Raw genomic sequence first — 19,853 nt, 5'->3', positions numbered from 1 at the left:
TCTTTAAACCATCAGGATTGCAAGAGCCCCAGACAGGAAGAATACGCCGGCGGCCGGAATCCAGCCCTTTTCACCAATCGCCATGCCAACGGCAGTGGCGACGATGTTGGCGATGAGCATCAACCAACCAAAGACATGCGCTGCTGTTCCGCCGAAAGCGAACATGATCAGGCACAGCACGATTGTCAGCACATGGATGGTGCCGATCTTGGAAAAGTTGATGAAACCTTCGTAAGTCCGTTCGTGGGACGGATAGTCCATGGAAGGTGCGGAGTTGTCGGACATATATTCCCCCGGTAATAAAACGCGTTCCTTAGGGTCTTTACAATAAACGGGTGTCCGGGGGCAATGCGCCATTTCACGAACAGTCGCGTGAAACAGGCTTTATGAGGATCGTCATGCTGCTCAAGCGGAGAGCTGAGCGTGCCCCGCTGACGCCAAAACGGCCTGCTGTCGGCTTGCGACTTTTTCGGCTGTGAAATTTTCGATTTGTTCGTTGAAAAGCCTGAAGAAATTGAGCTCTGCCCGCAGGTGCAGAAAGACCGATCCGAGACCTATTGCTGCCCGGTCCATGAAGACGAATTCCTGGGGGATGGTCACCGGCCCGAGCTCCTTCAACCCCTTGTGAACCTGAAAAGCTTCTTTGCGTCCATAGTCGGCTGCACTGATGCCTTCTGCAATCGGTCGGACGCGGTCGGTCAGCAAGGGGCCATAAATGAAACGGGCCCAGATGTTCAGGACGTCGATGGTTTCGCGGGTAAGACCCCTGTAACCCCAGGTTTCATAGGCATGGACGACACGGTCCTCATCGCCCTCCAGCAGCCCCATGTAGAGGTCGACAACGCCGCCGACGAATTGCTCGGGGAAGATGCGAATGCAGCCGTAGTCCAGCAGGTTGATCCCGGCGGGGTGCTTGCCGCTGTCATCGGTGAAGACGGTGTAGTTTCCCAGATGCGGATCGCCGTGGATCATGCCGTAGTGTGAAAACGGATGCCACCAGGCGTGGAACATGGTTTCCGCCAGACGATTGCGGTCTTCTAGGGGATGTTCCTTGAAGTGCAGGATCGGCTCACCTTCCAGCCATCCCATTGTGAGAAGCCGTCGGGTGGAGAGCTCAGGCAGGGTTTCAGGGATGCGAATGTCAGGACGATGGGCCAGCATTTGCTGATAGGCGGCGATGTTGGCGGCCTCGCGCTTGTAATCCAGTTCCTCGCGCACCCGGGCGGCGATCTCCTTGGCGATCTCGCGGCTGTCGATGGCATTTTGAATGCGCCTATGCAGTGAAACCAGCCACTGCAGCTGTTGCAGGTCCGCCTCGACTGCAGATGCCATATCGGGGTACTGCAGCTTGCAGGCGATTTTATGCCCCTCCAGTGTCGTCGCCTTGTGTACCTGACCCAGGGAGGCCGCGGCGGCTGGATCCTTGCCGAAGTCCATGAACTTGGATTGCCAATCGGGTCCGAGTTCGGCTCGCATCCGGCGTTTGACGAAGGCCCAGCCCATCGGTGGCGCACTCGCCTGAAGCTTGGCCAGTTCGGCGGCATATTCAGGCGGCAGCAGATCCGGCACGGTCGACAGCAGCTGTGCGACTTTCATCAACGGGCCTTTCAGGCCGCCCAGCGCATCGGCGATCTCCTGCGCGCTCTTGAGATTGTCCAGATCCTTGCCCAGCAACCGGGAGCCGGCCATCTTGGCGGCGATGCCTCCCATGTTGGTGCCGACTTTGGCGTAGCGGCCAACGCGGGCCGTCAGGCGATTGCTTTCCCGGTCTCGTGACATGGTGGCGTTATTCTCCGGTACGTGCGGTGCAGCGATGCTCTCCTGCAGATGTAGGCAGGCTCGAGGTAAAGACCAGTGACCACTTCGTCGCGGTCGAGGCAATGGCTCTTGGGAGAATGAGCGAGGTTCAGCTGGTCGCGGGAGCCGAGGCCAGATCCTGCAGGGCCTGGGCGAGCGTGGCCCGGTGCTGGGACAGCCCCTTGTAGGACAGCTGATGTTCATCAAGACCCAACAGCTGTTGGCGTAGCCCAGCCGCCCAGTTGCCGCCATTGGGATGGCTGTTCAAAAGCTCCAGCGGGTCGTGGTGGATCTTGATGGTGAAGAGAATGTCGCCGGATCCGGGCAGTCGGCGCAGGGTCTGGCGTTCCACGCGGATGAACAGACCTGCAAGGCTGGCACCGCCATCGCCGGTCAGTTGCGGATCGATCTGCTTTGGCTCGGGATGATGGAGATCATCGTCATCGTAGATCGACCAGTTGAAGCGGGCAACCAGCTGGGTTGGCTTCAGGTTGTCAAAAATCCGCGCTACGACGTTGCCCAGACGCGTGCCGTTGAAGCCCGGCACACCGACGTGGATGTCGTGCATCGACTTGCGGAATTTTTCCAGCAGCGACCAGGACGACGGAAAGCAGAGGCAGGCAGCCGCAAGGCGGTAGCCCTCCGGTCCCTTGCGCATCAGCACCAGATCTTCCTGCACAAGACGTGCAGCGACGACCAACGGCGGATCACCCGGCATGGGTTGGACATCCGCAGCTGACAAGCCGGGAGGAACGATTGTGCCGTTGCGTGTCGCGTAGGAGGGCTGGTGAACGCGCAGATGCGATAGGATCAGATCATGGATTTCCTGCTGCGCGGCCTCGGTATCGGGCTCCGCCTGGACGACTTTGTGCCGGCGGCTTTCCAGAAGCTGCTTCTTGTAGGTCAGGTGCTGGACAAGAAAGGTGTCCGGCTCAAGCCATTGCGCTTCTGTCGTCGGTTCCAGGCCGACTGAAAATGGCTGCTTGGAGCCGTCATAAGGTGTGTGCAGAAACGGTGGGGAGGGCGCAGGCGCGGATGTGAGAACAGACATGGTCTACAAGATCCCCAAAGCGGTCCGGAGCAGAGTTCGATTGGGAAACTCTGGCGCCGCAGCGTTCGCGCTCACAAGGGGCCAGCCGGCAAAATGCTGAGGCCAGCCCCTTGTCAGAGTTTATTCGGCGGCTTCGAGCTCTTCCAGCTCATCGATGATGGCTTCAATCACCGAAAGGCCCTTCTTCCAGAACTCGGGATCGCTGGCGTCCAGACCGAAGGGGGCCAGCAGCTCGGAGTGATGCTTGGTGCCTCCGGCCTTCAGCAGGTCGAAGTATTTCTCCTGGAAGCCTTCTTCTGCGTCCTGATAGACAGCGTAGAGCGAGTTCACCAGGCAGTCGCCAAAGGCATAGGCATAGACGTAGAAGGGCGAGTGGATGAAGTGCGGAATATAGGTCCAGAAGTTCTCGTAGCCCGGGTTCATCTCGATTGACGGTCCGAGGCTTTCCTTCTGCACGTCGAGCCAGATCTGCCCAAGGCGTTCCGATGTCAGCTCGCCTTCCCGACGTTCGGTGTGGACCTGACGCTCGAATGTGTAGAAGGCGATCTGGCGCACTACTGTGTTGAGCATGTCTTCGGCCTTGGAGGCGAGCATGATCTTGCGCTGTTGCGGGGTTTCGGCCTTTTTCAGCAACGACTGGAAGGTCAGCATTTCGCCGAAGACGCTGGCCGTTTCAGCCAAAGTCAGCGGAGTCGGTGCCATCAGCGGGCCGTTTTCTCCCGCCAACACCTGATGCACACCATGGCCCAGTTCATGCGCCAGGGTCATCACGTCGCGGGTCTTGCCGAGGTAATTCACGAGAACATAAGGGTGAGCGCTGGGCACGGTCGGGTGGGCAAAGGCCCCTGGAGCCTTGCCCTGACGCGCCGGCGCATCAATCCAGTTGCGATCAAAGAACCGTTCGGCAATCTCGGCCATTTCCGGCGAAAAGCCGGCGTAGGCGGTGAGCACGGTGTCCTTGGCTTCGTTCCACGGGATGACTCGCCCGTCAGCCTTTGGCAGGGGTGCATTGCGATCCCAGAAGTTCATCTTTTCCATGCCGAGCCATCTGGCCTTCATCGCATAATAGCGGTGCGACAGGCGCGGATAGGATTCGCGCACGGAGGCGACCATCGCATCGACGACTTCCCGCTCGACCCTATTGCCGAGGTGGCGGCTGTCGGCAATGTCTGAGAACTTGCGCCAGCGGTCGGAGATTTCCTTGTCCTTGGCCAGTGTGTTGGTCACCAGAGTGAAGAGGCTGAGGTTCTCGGTGAATGTCTTGTTCAACGCTTCGGCGGCCTTGGCACGCTTGGTCGGATCGACGTCCTGAAGCAGGTTCAAGGTGGACTCGAGCGGCAGAGTTCCCGTGACGCCTTCGACTTCGAAGCGCAGCGACGCCATGGTCTCGTCGAAAAGACGATTCCAGGCCGCACGGCCGGTGATGGATTTCTCGTGAAAGAGCTGCTCGACCCGATCTTCCAGCTGGTAGGGTTTGTCCTTGCGCAGATCTTCCAGCCAGGGGCGGTAGTAGGCAAGATCCGGATTGGCAAGCGCTGCATCGATGTCCGCGTCCTCGATGCGGTTCATTTCCAGCGTGAAGAACAGCAGGTGCGAGCTGGCAACGGTGATCTGTTCCTGCACATCGCCATAAAACTTCTGCACCTTGGGATCGGTGGTGGCGCCTGCATAGGCGAGCCCGGCAAAAGAGATCAGCTTGCCGAGTGAATCTTCCAGTTCCTCATAGGCCTTGATCGCGGCAACCAGCGAAGCGACGTCGGACTTGGCGAAATCTGCCAGTTTGCCCTTGTTTGCCGTTTCGAAAGCCTTCGACTTCTCGATGCCTTCTGCAAGATCGGCTTTCACTTCCGGCGCGTCGATTGAGGCATAAAGATCGGTCAGATCCCACTGAGGCAACGCACCGAGATCCTTGCTCGCTGCTGATGAGGCGTCTGAGGTTGCGCTGAGGAGAGCGCCGGACAGGCGAGCGGAAAGATACGGGTTGCTTGGGATCATGGGATCACCTCATGGTTTGTTCTGGTGTCGGGGCATGAAGGCCGCCAACTTGTGTCCATTCATGGCGTCGAATGTGGCATGTTTACGAGGCGGTACAAGCATCAGGCAAATGCTTTTCCGTAGAAACCTGCGCGAGGCGTGGGAACCGGTGACATATGAGGCCGTTGACGATCTATGCAAAATCCCATGGAAAACGAGGTCCGGGCCGTTTCGACCGGCGTCATCGTAGCACTTGCGCTTTTTGTGGCGGATGTGCTGCTCGTCGAAACCGGCAGAGTGGAAGCCTTTGACCTGGCAGTCCTGGAGTGGTTTCGAAGCACTGCCGACATCAATGATGCCTGGGGTCCTCCCTGGTTTGAGGAGGCGGCCGGTGAGATCACCGCGCTTGGCAGCTATTCGGTCATCCTGTTGTTCTCGCTGATTGCCGCTGGTGTGCTGGCGATCTACCGGCACACGCTGGCAATCGTCTTCATCGGCGTGGCGATCTCCGGTGGAGCCATTGTCTCGTCCGTGTTGAAGCTGCTGTTTGAACGCGCGCGCCCAGATGTGGTGGAGCATATGGACACCACCTTCACCTACAGCTTCCCCAGTGGCCATGCGCTGATTTCTGCCATGACCTATCTCACCTTGGCCGCGGTCGCGATCCGTTTCATCAACAACACGCTGGCGCGACGCTACCTGCTGGGGTGTGCGGTTTTGCTGACCGCATTGGTCGGAACCAGCCGGGTTTATCTCGGGGTTCACTGGCCCAGCGATGTCTTTGCCGGCTGGTGCCTTGGCGGCGCGTGGGCCGGGGCAAGCTGGCTCATTGCACATTATCTGTCGCTGCGTGTCAGCAAGGGTGGAATGGGGGCAGATCTTGGCGAATCCGATGTCTGATACAATTGAAAAATTGCCGTCTTTCGAGCAACCGAGGTGGATCGCTGTGGCGGCCCGTGCCGGCTATGCCGCACGGGGTATTGTCTACATCATCCTGGGGTGCCTGACGTTTCTGGCAGCCTTCAGCGCGGCCAGCAAGACGGACACCAAAGGCGCCATACGCACCCTGCTTGAGCAACCCTTCGGCGAAGCGCTTGTCGGGCTGTTGGTCATCGGGCTGGCGAGCTATGTCTTCTGGCGCCTCGTGCAGGCCTTCTTTGATCCGGACGATCATGGTCTGGGGGTACGGGGTGTGTTCATCCGGTTGGCACTTTTCGTCTCCGCGCTGTCTTACTCCACTCTGGCGCTCTATGCGGCATCGCTGGTTTTCTCGATTCACTCTGATGGCAGTGAAGGCGGGGCGGCCGGATCTGTCGTGCGGAGCCTGAACGGCTTCTTCTCCATCCAGACCATCAGCCTGGGAATGGCGATTGTCATTGCCGGCGTTGCCTTGTCGCACTGGTGGAAGGCGTTTGCGGGTACTTATGAGCAATATTTCAAAGCCGATGAACAGGCGATGCGAATCATCCGCCCCATTTCCATCATTGGGCTGAGCGCTCGTGGGCTGATCTTCGCGACGATCTCCTGGCTCCTGGTTCTGCGCTTTCTCAATCGCAAGGAAGACAGTGCCGGGGATGCACAGCCGGGGCTGAAGCATGTGTTGCACTATTTTTCAGAACTGCCTTACGGACAGTGGCTGTTGGGCGGCATCGGCCTCGGGCTGGTTGCCTTTGCCTTGTATTCTCTTGCTGAATCCCGTTGGCGCCGAATTTCGACACCGGATTTCACCTGACGATCTGTTGTGGACAGGGGGTGGAGGGACGTGCATACGCGCCCTTTTTGCCGACGTTTTTAGCAAGCCGCTGGATGATTTGTTTACCCATTCGAGACCACACTGGCCCGAATTGACACACTGAATCCGTAGGAAGTGGCCTAAATGCAGCCAGCCATTGGCAAAATTCTCATCGTCGATGATGATCCGATCCAACGCAGGCTCCTGCAGGAGGCGGTGAAGAAATTCGGTCACCGGTCGAAACTAGCCGAGCATGGTGCGGAAGCCGTGGCCATCATGACGGGCCCCGAGGCTGCCGATATCGATCTGATCATTCTGGATATGGTGATGCCGGAACTGGACGGCATCGGCGTTTTGACCGAATTGCGTCGGCGCAAGATCGGCACGCCGGTGATCGTTCAAACGGCTCATGGCGGGATCGACACGGTTGTCAGTGCCATGAACGCGGGTGCTCAGGATTTCGTGGTGAAACCGCTCAGCGCTGAGCGACTGGATGTCTCGATCCGGAACCTGCTGAAGGTGTCCGCGCTGGAAGGTGAAATCACCCGCTTCCGCAAGCAGGCGTCCGGCACACTGACGTTCGACGACATCGTAACCCGGTCTCCCGGCATGGAACGGGTGATCAATCTGGGTCGCCGGGCTGCCTCTTCCAACATTCCGATCCTCATTGAAGGGGAAAGCGGTGTCGGCAAGGAGCTGATCGCCAGCGCGATTCAGGGGTCGAGCGAACGCAAGTCCAAGCCGTTGGTCACCGTCAACTGCGGTGCCATCCCCGATAATCTGGTGGAATCAATTCTCTTCGGCCACGAGAAGGGCGCGTTTACGGGTGCGGTCGACAAGCATGTCGGCAAGTTTCAGGAAGCCCATGGCGGTACGCTGTTTCTGGATGAGGTTGGCGAACTTCCGTCCGACGTGCAAGTGAAGTTGCTGCGAGCTCTGCAGGAAGGCGAAATCGATCCGATCGGTGGCCGCCGTCCGGTGAAGGTCGACTTCCGGCTGATCTCGGCGACGAATCGTCGTCTGGTCGATCAGGTCAAGGAAGGCGCTTTCCGCGAAGACCTTTATTACCGTCTGAATGTCTTTCCGATCTGGATCCCGCCGCTGCGCGACCGCCCGGAAGATATTCCGATACTCTCCCGCCACTTCCTGGCGCGCTTTGCCGCTGAGGAGGGCAAGCCCCAGGTCTCCGGCATTGCGCCTGATGCCCTGGATCTGCTGCAGTCTTACCGTTGGCCGGGCAATATCCGTCAACTGCAAAACACCATCTTCCGTGCGGTTGTCCTGTGTGATGGTCCGGCATTGACGATTGACGATTTTCCGCAGGTTGCAGCGGCTGTCGACCGCGTGGTTCCGGGGCATGTGCACTCCGGTTTGTCGGTTGCTCCCGCGGAACCGGTGGCACGAGCTGCTCCATCGCATGCCGAGGTACACACCCGCCCGGCACCACAGCCGGCTTCGCAGGCCATGACCCCGCCGCCGGTGAACCAGGAAGCCTTCCGTCATGCAGCGCCCTTCGGCTTCATGCGGTCCCTCGATAATGATGGACACGTGCGCAAGCTGGTGACGATGGAAGAGGAACTGATCCGCTTGGCCATCGACCATTACTCCGGTCGTATGACCGAAGTTGCCAAGCGCTTGGGAATCGGTCGTTCAACCCTCTACCGCAAGCTCAAGGAATACGGCCTGGAAGAGGGCACGAACGGCAAGGAAGACGCCGCCTGAGTATCAGGTTGGCGTCTTACGCCAGTGGTTGATCGAACTGCAGTCTGGCCAGATTGGCGTAGAGTCCACCCTTGGCCAGCAGCTGCTGATGCGTGCCTTCTTCCAGAATACGGCCGCTCTCCAGAACGATGATACGGTCGGCCTTCAGGACGGTTGCCAGCCTGTGGGCAATCACCAGGGTGGTGCGGTCCTGCATCAGCTCGTCCAGAGCGTCCTGCACGGCGCGTTCACTTTCTGCATCGAGAGCGCTGGTGGCTTCATCCAGCAATAGTATCGGCGCGTCCTTCAGGATCGCCCGCGCAATCGCGAGGCGTTGCTTCTGGCCGCCTGACAGGGTGATCCCACGTTCCCCGACCAGCGTGTCGTAGCCCTCGGTCATGGCAGAGATGAAATCATGGGCAGACGCGGCCTTGGCGGCGACGATGATTTCTTCACGGCTCGCCTCTGGCTTGGAGAAGGCAATGTTATCGGCAATCGTTGCCGCAAAGATCGCTGTTTCCTGAGGGACCAGAGCCATGTGGGTTCGCAATTCACGCGGATCGAGCTGCCGTAGGTCCGTGCCGTTAAGGGTCAGGGCGCCGGACGTCGGGTCGTAATAGCGCAGCAGCAAATGAAACAAGGTCGACTTGCCCGCACCTGAGGGGCCGACCAGGGCCACTGTCTCGCCTGGGCGCACCTTGAGCGAGATATCCGTCAGTGCCGGCAGCGCATTGGCCGCTTCATAGGCGAAAGAGACGTTTTCAAAGCCCAGCTCGACAGCATTCGAATGTAGAACGGATTGGGCGTTCTGTGGTGCGGTGATGGAGGGTTCTATATCCAGCAGCTCAGAAAGCCGTTCGGCGGCGCCTGCGGCCAGAGACAATTCCCCCCAGACTTCGGACAGACCGGCGAGGGAGCCCGCGGCCAGAACGGAATAGAGCAGGAACTGGCTCAGCTCGCCGCCGGTCATGGTTCCGGCCATCACCCTATTGGCGCCGATCCAAAGAACGATCACCACACTGCAGCCGATGACGAAGATCGCAAAGGCTGTCAGGATCGCCCGGGCTGCGGTCATGCGTCTGGCGGCGGAGAAGCTTTCCTCAACGGCGCTGCCGAAGCGCTCGCTGGCGTGCCGTTCGTGCGTGAAAGCCTGCAAACTGCGGATGTTGGAAAGGATCTCGGAGGCATAGGCGATGGCGTTGGCCAGCGTGTCCTGGGCCATGCGCGAACGTTTGCGGACGCCACGGGCAAAGGTCAGCAGGGGCACCAAAATCACCGGAATGGCGGCCAGCACGATCAGTGACAGATGCGGACTGGTGATCACCATCATGACGGTGGCGCCGAAGCTCATGATCAGATTGCGCATGGCAATCGAGGCGCTGGCTCCGAAGGCGGACTTGATCTGGGTGGTATCGGCGGTCAGGCGCGAGAGGATTTCTCCAGAGCGTGCGCCGTCATAAAACGATGCATCGAGCCCGACGATATGGTCGAAAGCAGCGCGGCGCAGATCGGCTACCACCCGTTCGCCAATCCACATGACGAGGAAGTATCGCAAGGCACTTGCCACCGAGAGGGCGGCAACCACGGCAATGAGAACCAGAAAATACGATTGAATCAGCTGCGAATTATCGCTGTCAAAGCCCTGATCGATCATTTGTCGAATGGCTGAGGGGAGGACCAACGTGGCGCCTGCAGCCGCAAACAAGGCGGCGATAGCTGCCAGAACCTTCAGCTTGTAGCGCTTCAGGAAGGGCAACAGTCGTGCAAGCGGCGCAAGATTGGCACGTTTGCGCCGGTTTTCCGCTTCGTTGACAAGGGGTTCGGCCGTTGTTGCAGGGCCGTTGCGATCCGGGGATGTTGAAACGTCACTCATGGTGCTAAGACTTGGGGGAGGGGCGGCGAAAAACCAAGAGATAAATTGGTGTAAGGAATCCTTTTCCGGCACTTGTCACTACCGGATCGATAGGGTATACGACCGCCTCATGTTTCCGGGGCTGCATCCATCATGGATCGGCGGCCCCTTTGTATCGTTTGCACCTCAGGGACGTGCTTCGCATGGCGGGCCCGGATCAGGTGCCTGAAAGGACCGGCCATGAAAGCGGATATTCATCCCGATTACCACTCCATCAAGGTTGTCATGACCGATGGTACCGAATACCTCACCCGTTCCACATACGGTGCTGAAGGCGACACACTGACCCTGGACATCGACCCGACCTCGCACCCGGCATGGACCGGTGGCGACCGTCAGATCATGGACCGTGGTGGTCGTGTATCCCGCTTCAAGAACAAGTTCGCTGGCTTCCTGGGTTCCTAATCGACCCGGAGCTATCGCTCTCTGTTTTAAAGAAAACCCGGTCCTTGTGGCCGGGTTTTTTTATTTTCAAACCAAGACGGTGGATGTCAGTCTGCCAATGTCGCTGTTAACGCCATGCCAGATGAGGGATTTGATGTCCGGAAACACCACGCAGCCTCCGTTTACCCCAGTGTCGGGGCAAGATCCTGCACTGGCAGAGCTCACCCTGGATGAGGCGACGCGTCCGAAGCTGCTGCCGATTGAGGGCGCGCGTCCGGAGCACCGGGCACATGGCCGGCATCTGGCGATGATCCATCGGATGTATCTCGATGATCTGGATACCGTTGGGCAACTTCTGGAAAGTGTCGAGCGCGGAGAAGCGTCGGCGCTGGATCTGGCCCAGACGGTCGAGGGGCTCGATCTGACGCAGAACTATCGCCAGTTCGGCACGCTGTGCGGACGCGAATGTTATGTGCTGACCATGCATCACAACATCGAGGAAGCTCAGGTCTTCCCGATCCTGGAGGCTGCCGGCAACGATGGCCTGAGGGCCGTCGTGCAAAGGCTGCAAGAGGAGCACAAGGTGGTGCACGCTCTGCTTGAAAAGCTCGGGCAGGCCGCTGCAAATCTTGTGGAGCAGCCCGGCAGCGATACGTTCAGCGATGCGAAAGAAGTCTTTCGCGTCCTGCTGAAGGTGGTTCGGTCCCACTTCAGTTACGAGGAGACGGAACTGGAAGAAGCTCTGGGTGTCTATAACGCGCTGTGAGCGGCTTTTCGGGCGCTGAGGCTTGGTTCTCAGCAGATAAAAGAAAAGCCGCTCTGAGAGGCTCGGAGAGAGCGTCAGAGACGGCTTGAAAAGGTGCTGTCATTTTAAAGTGTGCCGTTCAGGCGAAGTGTGGCGTCTCAGCCCGCCTGTCCGAAAGCGGCACGCAGTTGGTTCAGCTGTGCCACTACGGGATTCCCCTGAGCGTCCAGAACTTCCTCTTCAACAGCGTAGAGCATCTTGTCCAGGTGGACGACGCGCTTCTGCAGGCGAATGGAGCGGGTGATCAGTGCACGAAGGCTTTCCGGAAGATCGTCCCAGACAACGCTTTCAGTGGCGCTGGAAAGTTTGTCGAGGCGGACGCGGTTCTTTTCGCTTCCAGCCTGTTCTTTCGACATTTCACCTTCATTTACAGCGCGTTGAAGCAAAAGCCAGGAGGCCAGCTGCATCAGGCGTGTGGTCAGGCGCATGGATTCTGTCGCGTAGGCCAGCGATGTCGGGCGGCCCAGAAGCTTGGACTCGGCCCGTCCTTCGCCATCGAGGTACAGCGCGGTTTCTTCAACCAGAGCCATGCCTTCCTGGAAAAGCGACTGGAAATTGTCGGAGGCAGCCAGTCGGTTGGCGAAAAATACTGTTTCCAAGTCGCCGGTCTTCGGGTTGATCTCGTCGGTCATGGGTCTAAACACCTTCTACTGCCTACTCGTCTGCCTCTGCCTGAGGTCCGGGATTGGGACACTGCATGATGCGATGTCTCAATTTGGAACAGGCGGTGATCTTGCCCGGTTAATTTGCAATCAACGTGCCAGTTACGGCCTTCGGTATCCAAAGGAAGGTCGATTACCGGTCCGCTCATGCGGCGGACCTAATCTCAGATCCCGTCCGGAATATCCGGAGATGATCTCCCGCACGCCGGTCATCAGCAAACCTCTCAGGGAGGTGGCCCGTTCAGCGGATGATCTATATTGTTATATCGGGATGGAGGCAAAAAAAAGAGCCGCGTCATGCGCGGCTCGAAGTCTTTAACAGGGAGGCGTCAAACAGAGTGGACAGGAGCCACTCAGAATCCAGAAACTCTGGACAACGGTTAATATCGTTTGAAATGCTTAACACAAGGTAAATACGTAAAATTTTATTCAAATTACATAGAAGTACCTATGTAATCGTCACGGGTCTGTTAAGTTGTCGACTGTGATTAATCACAGCTTAGTTCCGAATATAGCATCAGCATTTGCACGGACGCCCTTCTTATGGCCCAAGCTCTGTTGCGTGCGCTCAATTTCCGCCTCAAGCGCTTCGATCCGCTGCGTCAGCTCCTCTTCCGACAAGTTTTCCAGGTCCTCTCCGACCAGAATGGTGCCTAAAATGAGAGAAGGACGGGTGCTCAGATTATCGTCTGTCATCTGTTTCGTTTCCTTCTGCCGTGTCGCCTGGCTTGGTGCGCGATGAGCGCGCGGTGATTGTCAGCCGTGTCGACGAGACTTACATATAAGGCCGTCATCAGGAGAATATTATGCCACAACTGCCCGAAAAAATGACCGTCATTGCGATCACCGCGCCAGGCGGTCCGGATGTGCTCGGACCGGAAGAGCGGTATGTGCCTGTGGCGCTGGGGCGCGAGATCCTCATCAAGGTGGAAGCGGCCGGCGTCAATCGGCCCGACGTGATGCAGCGTATGGGGCTTTATCCGCCGCCCAAGGATGCCTCGGATCTGCCGGGTCTGGAGGTTGCCGGTACGGTGGTGGCCAGCGGGAGCGACGCATCTCGCTATCAGGTCGGCGACAAAGTGACCGCACTTGCCCCAGGTGGCGGCTATGCGGAGTACTGCAAGGTCGATGAGCGTCACGCCCTGCCGATCCCCGAGGGATTGTCGATGGTGGAGGCTGCTGCCCTGCCGGAAACGTTCTTTACGGTGTGGAGCAACGTCTTTGATCGGCTCGGGCTGAAGCCGGGAGAAAACTTTCTGGTTCATGGTGGGACGTCCGGCATCGGCACGACAGCCATTCAGCTTGCCAAGGCGTTCGGCGCGGTGGTCTTCACCACTGTCGGTTCGGATGAAAAGCTGGAGGCCGTCAAGGCGCTGGGGGCTGATCACGCGGTCAACTACAACAAGCTCGACTTCGTAGAAACCTTTCTGGAGGCGACCAACACGGTCGGAATCCACGCCATTCTGGATATGGTCGGCGGCGACTATGTGGAGAAAAACTGGAAGGTGGCTGCGGTTGAAGGGCGTATCTGTCAGATCGCAACATTGAACGGCACGTCCCAGGAGGTGAACTTCTCGCGCCTGATGATGAAGCGCCTGACCCACACCGGTTCCACATTGCGCCCGCGGGATGCTGCCTTCAAGGCGGAGATCGCCAGCACGCTCGAAGCAAAGGTCTGGCCGCTGATTGCTCAGGGCAAGGCGAAGCCACTGATCGATTCGACCTATCCACTTGCCCAGGCGGCAGAAGCGCATCGCCGGATGGAAAGCTCTGGCCATATCGGCAAGATTGTTTTGACGATTGGCGATACTGCAAACACTGAGATGTGATTCTATTTGGCTTCCGTAAGGAAAACCCTCCGATAAAAGCAGTTAATCCTTGGCGGATTAGTTTGCTTTTGCCGGGGGGCGGCGTTATACAGGATCCATATCCCACTCAGCTTTGAATGGACCCTTTGCTTTTTCACCTTGCCGGGTGAGGGAGCTGTCAGGAGGATTTTGACCGATGTCGAATACGCCGCTTATGCCGAAGGCCACTGCCGTCTGGCTTGTTGACAATACGGCGCTCAGTTTCACCCAGATTGCCAACTTCTGTAAGTTGCATCCGCTGGAAGTGAAAGCGATTGCCGATGGTGAAGCCGCACAGGGCATCAAGGGTCTCGACCCTATCCTGACCGGTCAGCTGAGCCGTGATGAACTGGAACGGGCGCAGACCGATCCAAACCATCCGCTGAGCTTGCAGACCTCCAAGGTTGTGGTGCCAGAAGCCAAGCGCAAGGGACCGCGCTACACGCCGGTGTCACGTCGTCAGGACCGTCCGAACGCGATCCTGTGGTTGGTGCGCAACCATCCGGAGCTGAAAGACACCCAGATCATCCGTCTGGTGGGAACCACGAAGCCGACAATTGCGGCGATCCGTGACCGGACCCACTGGAACTCTTCGAATCTGACGCCTTCCGATCCCGTGACCCTCGGACTGTGCAACCAGATCGAGCTCGACCTGGAAGTCGAAAAGGCCGCGAAGCATTCTCCGCACCAGGTTCTGAAGCCTCAGGAAGTGCTGGCTTCGGTCGATGAAACCACCAGTGAAGAAGCTCTGGCTGCTGCCTTCTCCTTCGACACGTCCAAGCCGATGCAGCGTGAAGTCGAAGAAGTCTACGACGCCGATGCTGTGTTTGCGAAACTGAATTCGTTGAAGTCTTCCGAGGAAGCGCCTGAAGACGTGGCTGATGCCCCGGCTGAGGAAGCTGAAGACGAAGACAAGACCGAGGAAGATCGCGGTTAAGCCTCGTTCCCTTGGTTTGATGTTTAAGGAAAAGCCGCCGGGTTCCGGCGGCTTTTTTGCGTTTTGGGCTGTTGATTGAAGGTCAGCGTTCGGTCAGTTTCAGCTCGATGCGGCGGTTCTTTGCCAGGGCATCAGGGCTCTCGCCCTCTTCCAATGGCTGGAATTCGCCGAAGCCGGCGGCTACCAGGCGCTTGGGATCAACGCCCTTGGCAACAAGATAACGAACCACCGAGATTGCGCGCGCTGCCGAGAGCTCCCAGTTGTTGCGCAGGCGCCCAGTGCCGGAGAGTGGACGTGCATCTGTGTGACCATCGACGCGCAGCACCCAGTTGATCTCTTCCGGAATCTGGCTGCTCAGTTCGAGGATTGCATCTGCCAGCTTTTCCAACTCGCCCTCACCATCGGGATTGATCTCTTCCGAACCGGAATCGAACAGAACCTCTGACTGGAAGACAAAACGGTCGCCAACAACCCGAATGTCGGAGCGTTGCGACAGGATTTCCCGGAGGCGGCCGAAGAAGTCGGAGCGATAGCGAGAGAGTTCCTGCACCCGCTGCACGAGGGCCGCGTTCAGCCGTTTGCCGAGGCTGGCAATCTTGGCCTGGCTTTGGCTTTCCTTCGCCTCAGACGCCTCCAGAGCTGCGTTGGCTGCAGAAATCTGGCGACGCAAGGCGGAAATCTGCTGATTGAGCAGCTCGACTTGCGCCAGAGCTCGTTGGGACACCTGCTTTTCATCATCCAGCAGGTTTTCCAATTGTGAGGCACGGCCACCTGCAGCATCTGCAGCACCTGACTGCGTATCGAGCAGACCAAGCAGCCGGTCGCGTTCGTCAGTTGTGGCGCCGAGGCTGGCCTGAAGACCGGAAATCGTGTCCTCAAGCTCGGAGTTGCTGGCGCGTTCCATCGCCAGTAACTCGGTCAATTCGCTGATCTGGATGTTCAGTCGATTGAGCACCGTGTCACGGCCCGACAGCTGTTGGGACAGGAAAAACTGGGCAAGCATGAAGATCGACAGCATGAAGATGATGACGAGCAACAGCGTTGCCATGGCGTCAACGAAGCCCGGCCAGTAGTCGGTGCCCTGCACTCTGCGGCGGCTGCGCAATCCGGCCATGGTCGATTACTCCTTGGCGCGGTCGAAGGCAGCGGAAATCGAGGAAAGCAGGTCTTCGATGCGTTTCTGCTGGGCGGTTTGGCCTTCGGCCCATTCCCGCATCATCTGCTGCTCGGAGCGCACGTGTTTGACCAGGCCCTGAATGCCTTCAGCCAGATTGGCCATTGCCTGGGCGGAGGCGCGATTGCCGCCTTCCTCAACCGTCTTCTGCAACTGGGCAATGGAGGCCTGGATCTGCTCTGTATTGGTGGACGGGGTTTCGAGGAAGGGCTCTTCCGGATCGATGTCGGTAACCGTGGAAAGCCAGTCTTCCAGTTCGGTGTAGAAGCGATTCTGTGCCTGGCCGGCCTGAAGGTCGAGGAAGCCCAAGACCAGAGATCCCGTGAGGCCGAAGAGCGAGGACGAGAAGGCAGTGCCCATGCCTGACAACGGGGCTTCAAGGCCAGCTTTCAGATCTTCGAAGATGACGTTGGCATCGCCCGCGCCGACATTCAGGTTCTGGATCGTCGCGCCGACGGAGCTTACCGTCTGAAGCAGGCCCCAGAAGGTGCCAAGCAGGCCGAGGAAGACAAGCAGCCCTGTGAGATAGCGGGAGATCTCCCGGCTTTCCTCCAGTCGCATGCCAATGGATTCCAGGATAGATCTTGCTGTGGTCGGGGTCAGCGCCATTTCGCCGACCTTGTTGCCCAGCAGTGACGCCATCGGAGCAAGCAGAACCGGCGAGCGGGTTTCGAAATCCGGATCCCCGGTTCGGAAGCTGTTGACCCATGAGATTTCCGGAAACAGCCGTATAACCCTCCCGAACAGCAGAACGATGCCGAACAGAGCGACAAACACGATCAGGCCGTTGAGGCCCGGGTTGCTCATGAAGGCTTCGGAGATCTGCCGGTTCAAAATGAACGCGAGAAAGGCCACGATCACCAGGAAGATGGTCATGAAAGACAGATAAGCCCGAGGGCTGGACAGACTATAGGGGTCGAAGTCTCGTGACATGGTCGCCAATCAATCACCTGTTGCAAGGTCCTTGATTGATAGCGTGATTTCCCAAGCCTTGGGAACCGTTAATCTTAAATCTTTGAAATGCTTCAGGCTGGGGTTGACGCTGCGCCGGACGTGAAAACGCCCCGGACTGGCCAGGGCGTCTATCGCTATCGCATGTTGCACCTGGGCGCGGAAATCAGCCCTGCGCTGCTTTCAGCAGGCGCAGAATGTGCTTGTGGGCGATCTCGTTGCCCGCAACGATGTTGCCGCTTTCGAGGAAGCCCTGTTTGCCGTCGGTTTCACTGACATATCCACCGGCTTCCTTGACGATCAAGGCACCTGCGGCGATGTCCCAGGAATTCAGGTCGTATTCCCAGTAACCATCGACACGACCGGAGGCCGTCCATGCAAGGTCGAGGGAGGCGGCGCCAAATCGGCGAATGCCTGCCAGCTCGGGCATGATGTGGCGCAGCTGTTTCAGCATGCGGCCGTGATCGCTGTGGCCGATGCGCGGCAGGCCGGTGGCGAAGACCATTTCGGACAGTTCGCTGCGGCCAGCAACGCGCAGGCGACGGTCGTTGAGGAAAGCGCCACGGCCACGTTCGGCAGTGTAGAGCTCGTCCATCACCGGGTTATAGACAACAGCGGCAACGATCTGCCCAAGGCGTTCAAGCGCGATGGAGGTGGCGAAGATCGGGATGCCATGCAGGAAATTGGTCGTGCCGTCGAGCGGGTCGACATGCCAGACATGCTGACCGTCGGTGCCTTCGGTGATGCCGCTTTCTTCCATGATCAGCCCGAAGTTCGGGCGGGCCTTGGTCAGCTCGGTCCGAATGATCTCTTCAGCGCGCCGGTCGGCTGCGGAGACGAAATCCCCCGGCCCCTTGCGCGAGACCTGAAGGTTTTCGACCTCCCCGAAATCGCGGATGAGGCTACGGCCCGCCTTGGTGGCGGCCTGAACCATGACGTTGAGGATTGCTGTACGGGCCATTTTCTTGCCAATATTTTCTTGGGTTCGGCGACCTGATGTTCAGGCTGCCGAACCGGGAGAGGGACGTGAGACGGCGCTCCTTAGTCGGCGCGTTTCACATATTCGAGTGTGCCGGTGTCGACCATGATCTTCTCGCCGGACGTAATGAACGGCGGGACCATGACGCGCACGCCGTTTTCCAGCAGAGCAGGCTTGTAGGACGAAGACTGTGTCTGACCTTTGACGACGGCGTCGGCTTCGGTGATCGAAAGCGCAACAAACTGTGGCAAGGTGATGCCGATCGGGCGTTCTTCGTGCATCTCGACGGTCACCATCATGCCGTCCTGCAGGAAGGCCGCGCGATCGCCAACGAAGTCGGCCTGCAGTTCAAGCTGCTCGTAGGTTTCCGTGTCCATGAAGATCAGCATGTCTTCCTGGGTGTAAAGGTACTGAAAGTCCTTTTGCTCCAGGCGAACGCGCTCGACCTTGTCTTCCGAGCGGAAACGCTCGTTGAGCTTGCGACCATCGATCAGGTTTTTCAGCTCAACCTGAGCAAATGCCCCACCCTTGCCTGGCTTGACGTGCTGGGTCTTGACGACCGCCCAGAGCGTGTCCTGATGCTGCAAAACGTTGCCAGGCTTGATTTCGTTACCGTTGATTTTCATGGAACGACCGATTGCGTAATGATTGAAACTGACGAATAGGTTGGCGTCGGGCCAATTTTAGATAAAGACCGCGCGAAACCAGTGTGCGGCCTGTCCTACACAAATGCGGGCGGGTTTCAAGCAAAAAAGCTGATTTCAGCCAAAGCTTAGCGTGTCTGGCGAAAGCTAGCTTCCGCAGCGGCGACGGTGCTGCCGGTGAATTCCTCAGCCAATCTCTGAGCTTCCTGGCGGGTCCCATCGTCAAGGCGTTCGGCCAGACCGTCGAGGGCTTCGTCGTCGACGCCCATGGCGCGTGCGATGTAGTGCCACTTGATGGCGAGGACCGGATCGAGATCGCGGCCACGGCCGGAGGCATGGCAGCGGGCGAGCCGGTTCATGGCCACTGGATTCCCGGCAATGGCGGCACGTTCGAACCAGTCGGCGCCTTCCATCTCGTCGGGTACGACGCCTTTGCCCTGAAAGCGGAGGATGCCGTAATAGAGCTGGGCTTCCACATGACCGCGCCGAGCGGCACGACCCATCCAGAAAGCCCCTTGGCGCAGCGTATTGGCATCTTCCTCACTCGGGTTTTGGTCAACCGACTGAAGATAGGACAGCGCGAGATTGTACTGGGCTTCCGGGTAGTTTCCCTCTGCCGCCTGGCGCAGGAGATCGCGGGCTTTGTCGTAGTTTTGAGGCCGGCCAACGCCTTCCTGATAGAGCAGGGCCAAATTGTAGCGGGCTGCTGCGTCGCCAGCATCGGCGGCAAGCTGAAACAGGTCTGCGGCCTTTGACTTGTCTTGCGGGACGCCATTGCCGAGAAGGTACAGCTGGGCTAATTGCTGGGCTGCGGTGACATCACCGGCCTCAGCTGCCTTGGTATACCAGCCTGCAGCTTTCTTGGGATCTTTTTTCAGACCAAGGCCGGCTTCATACATCACGCCGAGCAGGGTCTGGGCATGCATGTTGCCGACGTCTGCCAAGGGTTTAGCGCGCACCGCAGCGGTGATGTACCAGCCGCGCTGAAACGCGCCATAGGCCAGGTCCACAGGCGCCAGGCTGTCCGGCCCTTCGGAGGGCGGGAAGGCAAGGTAGGGCGGTGGCAGGAGGCCGGGTGCCGTGGTCTCAGAGGCGCCAGGCTCGCCGGCCTTGTCGCCCTTGCCAGAGGGTTCCTGGGGAAGAGCAGGCGCTTGCGCCTGCTTTTCAGCCGCTGAAACCGCTTGCGCATGGGCACGGTGCTCAGTGACACCGCCCCAGCCCGCGATCACGAGTGTGAGGACGCTCAGAAGACGGGTGGTCTTCAGCACATAATGCTGTCGGAGAACCCGGGATCCTCGCATCG

Annotated in this window: 19 protein-coding genes; 7 read left to right on the top strand and 12 right to left on the bottom strand. The window is 58.7% G+C overall.

Annotated features, from left to right (window positions below):
• Nucleotides 1-3 precede the first annotated feature (3 nt).
• The 4 genes from J0X15_RS17105 to J0X15_RS17090 form a co-directional block, all read right to left on the bottom strand.
• Nucleotides 4-285, bottom strand: coding sequence for an aa3-type cytochrome c oxidase subunit IV (locus tag J0X15_RS17105; protein ID WP_206943377.1), 282 nt, complete (start codon nucleotides 283-285; stop codon nucleotides 4-6).
• 120 nt (nucleotides 286-405) lie between these two features.
• Entirely contained in the window at nucleotides 406-1,779 is a 1,374-nt protein-coding gene (locus J0X15_RS17100; protein WP_206943367.1) for an ABC1 kinase family protein, read from the bottom strand.
• A gap of 127 nt (nucleotides 1,780-1,906) precedes the next feature.
• On the bottom strand, nucleotides 1,907-2,848 hold the full coding sequence (locus J0X15_RS17095; RefSeq protein WP_206943365.1) for a heme-dependent oxidative N-demethylase family protein: 942 nt from the start codon (nucleotides 2,846-2,848) through the stop codon (nucleotides 1,907-1,909).
• Nucleotides 2,849-2,968: 120 nt separating this feature from the next.
• Complete coding sequence (locus J0X15_RS17090; protein WP_206943363.1) at nucleotides 2,969-4,843, bottom strand: M3 family oligoendopeptidase; 1,875 nt, start codon at nucleotides 4,841-4,843, stop codon at nucleotides 2,969-2,971.
• A gap of 186 nt (nucleotides 4,844-5,029) precedes the next feature.
• On the opposite strand from J0X15_RS17090, the gene J0X15_RS17085 reads away from it, so the two are divergent.
• From J0X15_RS17085 to J0X15_RS17075, 3 genes are all read left to right on the top strand, one after another.
• Nucleotides 5,030-5,722, top strand: coding sequence for a phosphatase PAP2 family protein (locus J0X15_RS17085; protein WP_206943361.1), 693 nt, complete (start codon nucleotides 5,030-5,032; stop codon nucleotides 5,720-5,722).
• Nucleotides 5,715-6,554: a DUF1206 domain-containing protein gene (locus J0X15_RS17080; protein ID WP_206943359.1), complete on the top strand. Its 840-nt coding sequence runs from the start codon at nucleotides 5,715-5,717 to the stop codon at nucleotides 6,552-6,554. Before J0X15_RS17085 ends, J0X15_RS17080 begins: the two co-directional genes overlap by 8 nt.
• A gap of 144 nt (nucleotides 6,555-6,698) precedes the next feature.
• Nucleotides 6,699-8,276 (top strand): sigma-54-dependent transcriptional regulator, encoded by a 1,578-nt coding sequence (locus tag J0X15_RS17075; protein WP_206943357.1) that lies wholly within the window; start codon nucleotides 6,699-6,701, stop codon nucleotides 8,274-8,276.
• Nucleotides 8,277-8,292: 16 nt separating this feature from the next.
• On the opposite strand, the gene J0X15_RS17070 is transcribed toward J0X15_RS17075, so the two are convergent.
• Nucleotides 8,293-10,128, bottom strand: a complete 1,836-nt coding sequence (locus J0X15_RS17070) for an ABC transporter transmembrane domain-containing protein (RefSeq protein ID WP_206943354.1) — start codon at nucleotides 10,126-10,128, stop codon at nucleotides 8,293-8,295.
• A gap of 219 nt (nucleotides 10,129-10,347) precedes the next feature.
• Here J0X15_RS17070 and rpmE point away from each other — a divergent pair, with 219 nt between their 5' ends.
• Both rpmE and J0X15_RS17060 read left to right on the top strand, forming a co-directional pair.
• The gene (rpmE, locus tag J0X15_RS17065) at nucleotides 10,348-10,572 is read left to right on the top strand and encodes a 50S ribosomal protein L31 (protein WP_206943346.1); all 225 of its coding nucleotides are present in this window, start codon (nucleotides 10,348-10,350) and stop codon (nucleotides 10,570-10,572) included.
• 133 nt (nucleotides 10,573-10,705) lie between these two features.
• Nucleotides 10,706-11,317 carry a hemerythrin domain-containing protein gene (locus J0X15_RS17060; RefSeq protein ID WP_206943344.1) on the top strand — a complete coding sequence of 204 codons (612 nt, stop codon included), beginning with the start codon at nucleotides 10,706-10,708 and terminating at the stop codon, nucleotides 11,315-11,317.
• A gap of 137 nt (nucleotides 11,318-11,454) precedes the next feature.
• Here the strand turns inward: J0X15_RS17060 and rcdA are convergent, their stop codons facing one another.
• On the bottom strand, nucleotides 11,455-11,988 hold the full coding sequence (gene rcdA / locus J0X15_RS17055; protein ID WP_206943336.1) for a protease adaptor protein RcdA: 534 nt from the start codon (nucleotides 11,986-11,988) through the stop codon (nucleotides 11,455-11,457).
• 522 nt (nucleotides 11,989-12,510) lie between these two features.
• On the bottom strand, nucleotides 12,511-12,714 hold the full coding sequence (locus tag J0X15_RS17050; RefSeq protein ID WP_206943334.1) for a DUF1192 domain-containing protein: 204 nt from the start codon (nucleotides 12,712-12,714) through the stop codon (nucleotides 12,511-12,513).
• Nucleotides 12,715-12,824: 110 nt separating this feature from the next.
• Here J0X15_RS17050 and J0X15_RS17045 point away from each other — a divergent pair, with 110 nt between their 5' ends.
• Both J0X15_RS17045 and J0X15_RS17040 read left to right on the top strand, forming a co-directional pair.
• Nucleotides 12,825-13,847, top strand: coding sequence for an NAD(P)H-quinone oxidoreductase (locus tag J0X15_RS17045; protein WP_206943332.1), 1,023 nt, complete (start codon nucleotides 12,825-12,827; stop codon nucleotides 13,845-13,847).
• 175 nt (nucleotides 13,848-14,022) lie between these two features.
• Nucleotides 14,023-14,802: a DUF1013 domain-containing protein gene (locus J0X15_RS17040; RefSeq protein ID WP_206943331.1), complete on the top strand. Its 780-nt coding sequence runs from the start codon at nucleotides 14,023-14,025 to the stop codon at nucleotides 14,800-14,802.
• An 82-nt stretch (nucleotides 14,803-14,884) separates the two neighbouring features.
• Here J0X15_RS17040 and J0X15_RS17035 read toward each other — a convergent pair whose 3' ends face one another.
• From J0X15_RS17035 to J0X15_RS17015, 5 genes are all read right to left on the bottom strand, one after another.
• Entirely contained in the window at nucleotides 14,885-15,916 is a 1,032-nt protein-coding gene (locus tag J0X15_RS17035) for a peptidoglycan -binding protein (protein WP_206943329.1), read from the bottom strand.
• A gap of 6 nt (nucleotides 15,917-15,922) precedes the next feature.
• Complete coding sequence (locus tag J0X15_RS17030; protein ID WP_206943627.1) at nucleotides 15,923-16,909, bottom strand: flagellar motor protein MotA; 987 nt, start codon at nucleotides 16,907-16,909, stop codon at nucleotides 15,923-15,925.
• Nucleotides 16,910-17,093: 184 nt separating this feature from the next.
• On the bottom strand, nucleotides 17,094-17,888 hold the full coding sequence (locus J0X15_RS17025; protein ID WP_206943327.1) for an inositol monophosphatase family protein: 795 nt from the start codon (nucleotides 17,886-17,888) through the stop codon (nucleotides 17,094-17,096).
• A gap of 80 nt (nucleotides 17,889-17,968) precedes the next feature.
• Entirely contained in the window at nucleotides 17,969-18,532 is a 564-nt protein-coding gene (gene efp / locus J0X15_RS17020) for an elongation factor P (RefSeq protein ID WP_206943325.1), read from the bottom strand.
• Nucleotides 18,533-18,678: 146 nt separating this feature from the next.
• Nucleotides 18,679-19,851 (bottom strand): tetratricopeptide repeat protein, encoded by a 1,173-nt coding sequence (locus J0X15_RS17015; protein ID WP_206943323.1) that lies wholly within the window; start codon nucleotides 19,849-19,851, stop codon nucleotides 18,679-18,681.
• Nucleotides 19,852-19,853: the final 2 nt, after the last annotated feature.

The sequence above is a fragment of the Roseibium limicola genome (assembly GCF_017313085.1).
In the GTDB taxonomy this organism is placed as follows: Bacteria; Pseudomonadota; Alphaproteobacteria; order Rhizobiales; family Stappiaceae; genus Roseibium; species Roseibium limicola.
The sequence above is the reverse complement of the archived record's forward strand: the minus strand, read 5'-3'. Positions and strand labels throughout refer to the sequence as shown.

What these genes read in the sequence shown, in the direction of transcription:
- J0X15_RS17105 (WP_206943377.1), bottom strand. Translation starts at nt 285, where the DNA reads ATGTCCGACAACTCCGCACCTTCCATGGACTATCCGTCCCACGAACGG.
- J0X15_RS17070 (WP_206943354.1), bottom strand. Translation starts at nt 10,128, where the DNA reads ATGAGTGACGTTTCAACATCCCCGGATCGCAACGGCCCTGCAACAACG.
- J0X15_RS17080 (WP_206943359.1), top strand. Translation starts at nt 5,715, where the DNA reads ATGTCTGATACAATTGAAAAATTGCCGTCTTTCGAGCAACCGAGGTGG.
- J0X15_RS17090 (WP_206943363.1), bottom strand. Translation starts at nt 4,843, where the DNA reads ATGATCCCAAGCAACCCGTATCTTTCCGCTCGCCTGTCCGGCGCTCTC.
- J0X15_RS17085 (WP_206943361.1), top strand. Translation starts at nt 5,030, where the DNA reads ATGGAAAACGAGGTCCGGGCCGTTTCGACCGGCGTCATCGTAGCACTT.
- J0X15_RS17075 (WP_206943357.1), top strand. Translation starts at nt 6,699, where the DNA reads ATGCAGCCAGCCATTGGCAAAATTCTCATCGTCGATGATGATCCGATC.
- J0X15_RS17095 (WP_206943365.1), bottom strand. Translation starts at nt 2,848, where the DNA reads ATGTCTGTTCTCACATCCGCGCCTGCGCCCTCCCCACCGTTTCTGCAC.
- J0X15_RS17025 (WP_206943327.1), bottom strand. Translation starts at nt 17,888, where the DNA reads ATGGCCCGTACAGCAATCCTCAACGTCATGGTTCAGGCCGCCACCAAG.
- rcdA (WP_206943336.1), bottom strand. Translation starts at nt 11,988, where the DNA reads ATGACCGACGAGATCAACCCGAAGACCGGCGACTTGGAAACAGTATTT.
- J0X15_RS17015 (WP_206943323.1), bottom strand. Translation starts at nt 19,851, where the DNA reads ATGCGAGGATCCCGGGTTCTCCGACAGCATTATGTGCTGAAGACCACC.
- rpmE (WP_206943346.1), top strand. Translation starts at nt 10,348, where the DNA reads ATGAAAGCGGATATTCATCCCGATTACCACTCCATCAAGGTTGTCATG.
- J0X15_RS17030 (WP_206943627.1), bottom strand. Translation starts at nt 16,909, where the DNA reads ATGTCACGAGACTTCGACCCCTATAGTCTGTCCAGCCCTCGGGCTTAT.
- J0X15_RS17035 (WP_206943329.1), bottom strand. Translation starts at nt 15,916, where the DNA reads ATGGCCGGATTGCGCAGCCGCCGCAGAGTGCAGGGCACCGACTACTGG.
- J0X15_RS17060 (WP_206943344.1), top strand. Translation starts at nt 10,706, where the DNA reads ATGTCCGGAAACACCACGCAGCCTCCGTTTACCCCAGTGTCGGGGCAA.
- J0X15_RS17045 (WP_206943332.1), top strand. Translation starts at nt 12,825, where the DNA reads ATGCCACAACTGCCCGAAAAAATGACCGTCATTGCGATCACCGCGCCA.
- J0X15_RS17100 (WP_206943367.1), bottom strand. Translation starts at nt 1,779, where the DNA reads ATGTCACGAGACCGGGAAAGCAATCGCCTGACGGCCCGCGTTGGCCGC.
- J0X15_RS17050 (WP_206943334.1), bottom strand. Translation starts at nt 12,714, where the DNA reads ATGACAGACGATAATCTGAGCACCCGTCCTTCTCTCATTTTAGGCACC.
- J0X15_RS17040 (WP_206943331.1), top strand. Translation starts at nt 14,023, where the DNA reads ATGTCGAATACGCCGCTTATGCCGAAGGCCACTGCCGTCTGGCTTGTT.
- efp (WP_206943325.1), bottom strand. Translation starts at nt 18,532, where the DNA reads ATGAAAATCAACGGTAACGAAATCAAGCCTGGCAACGTTTTGCAGCAT.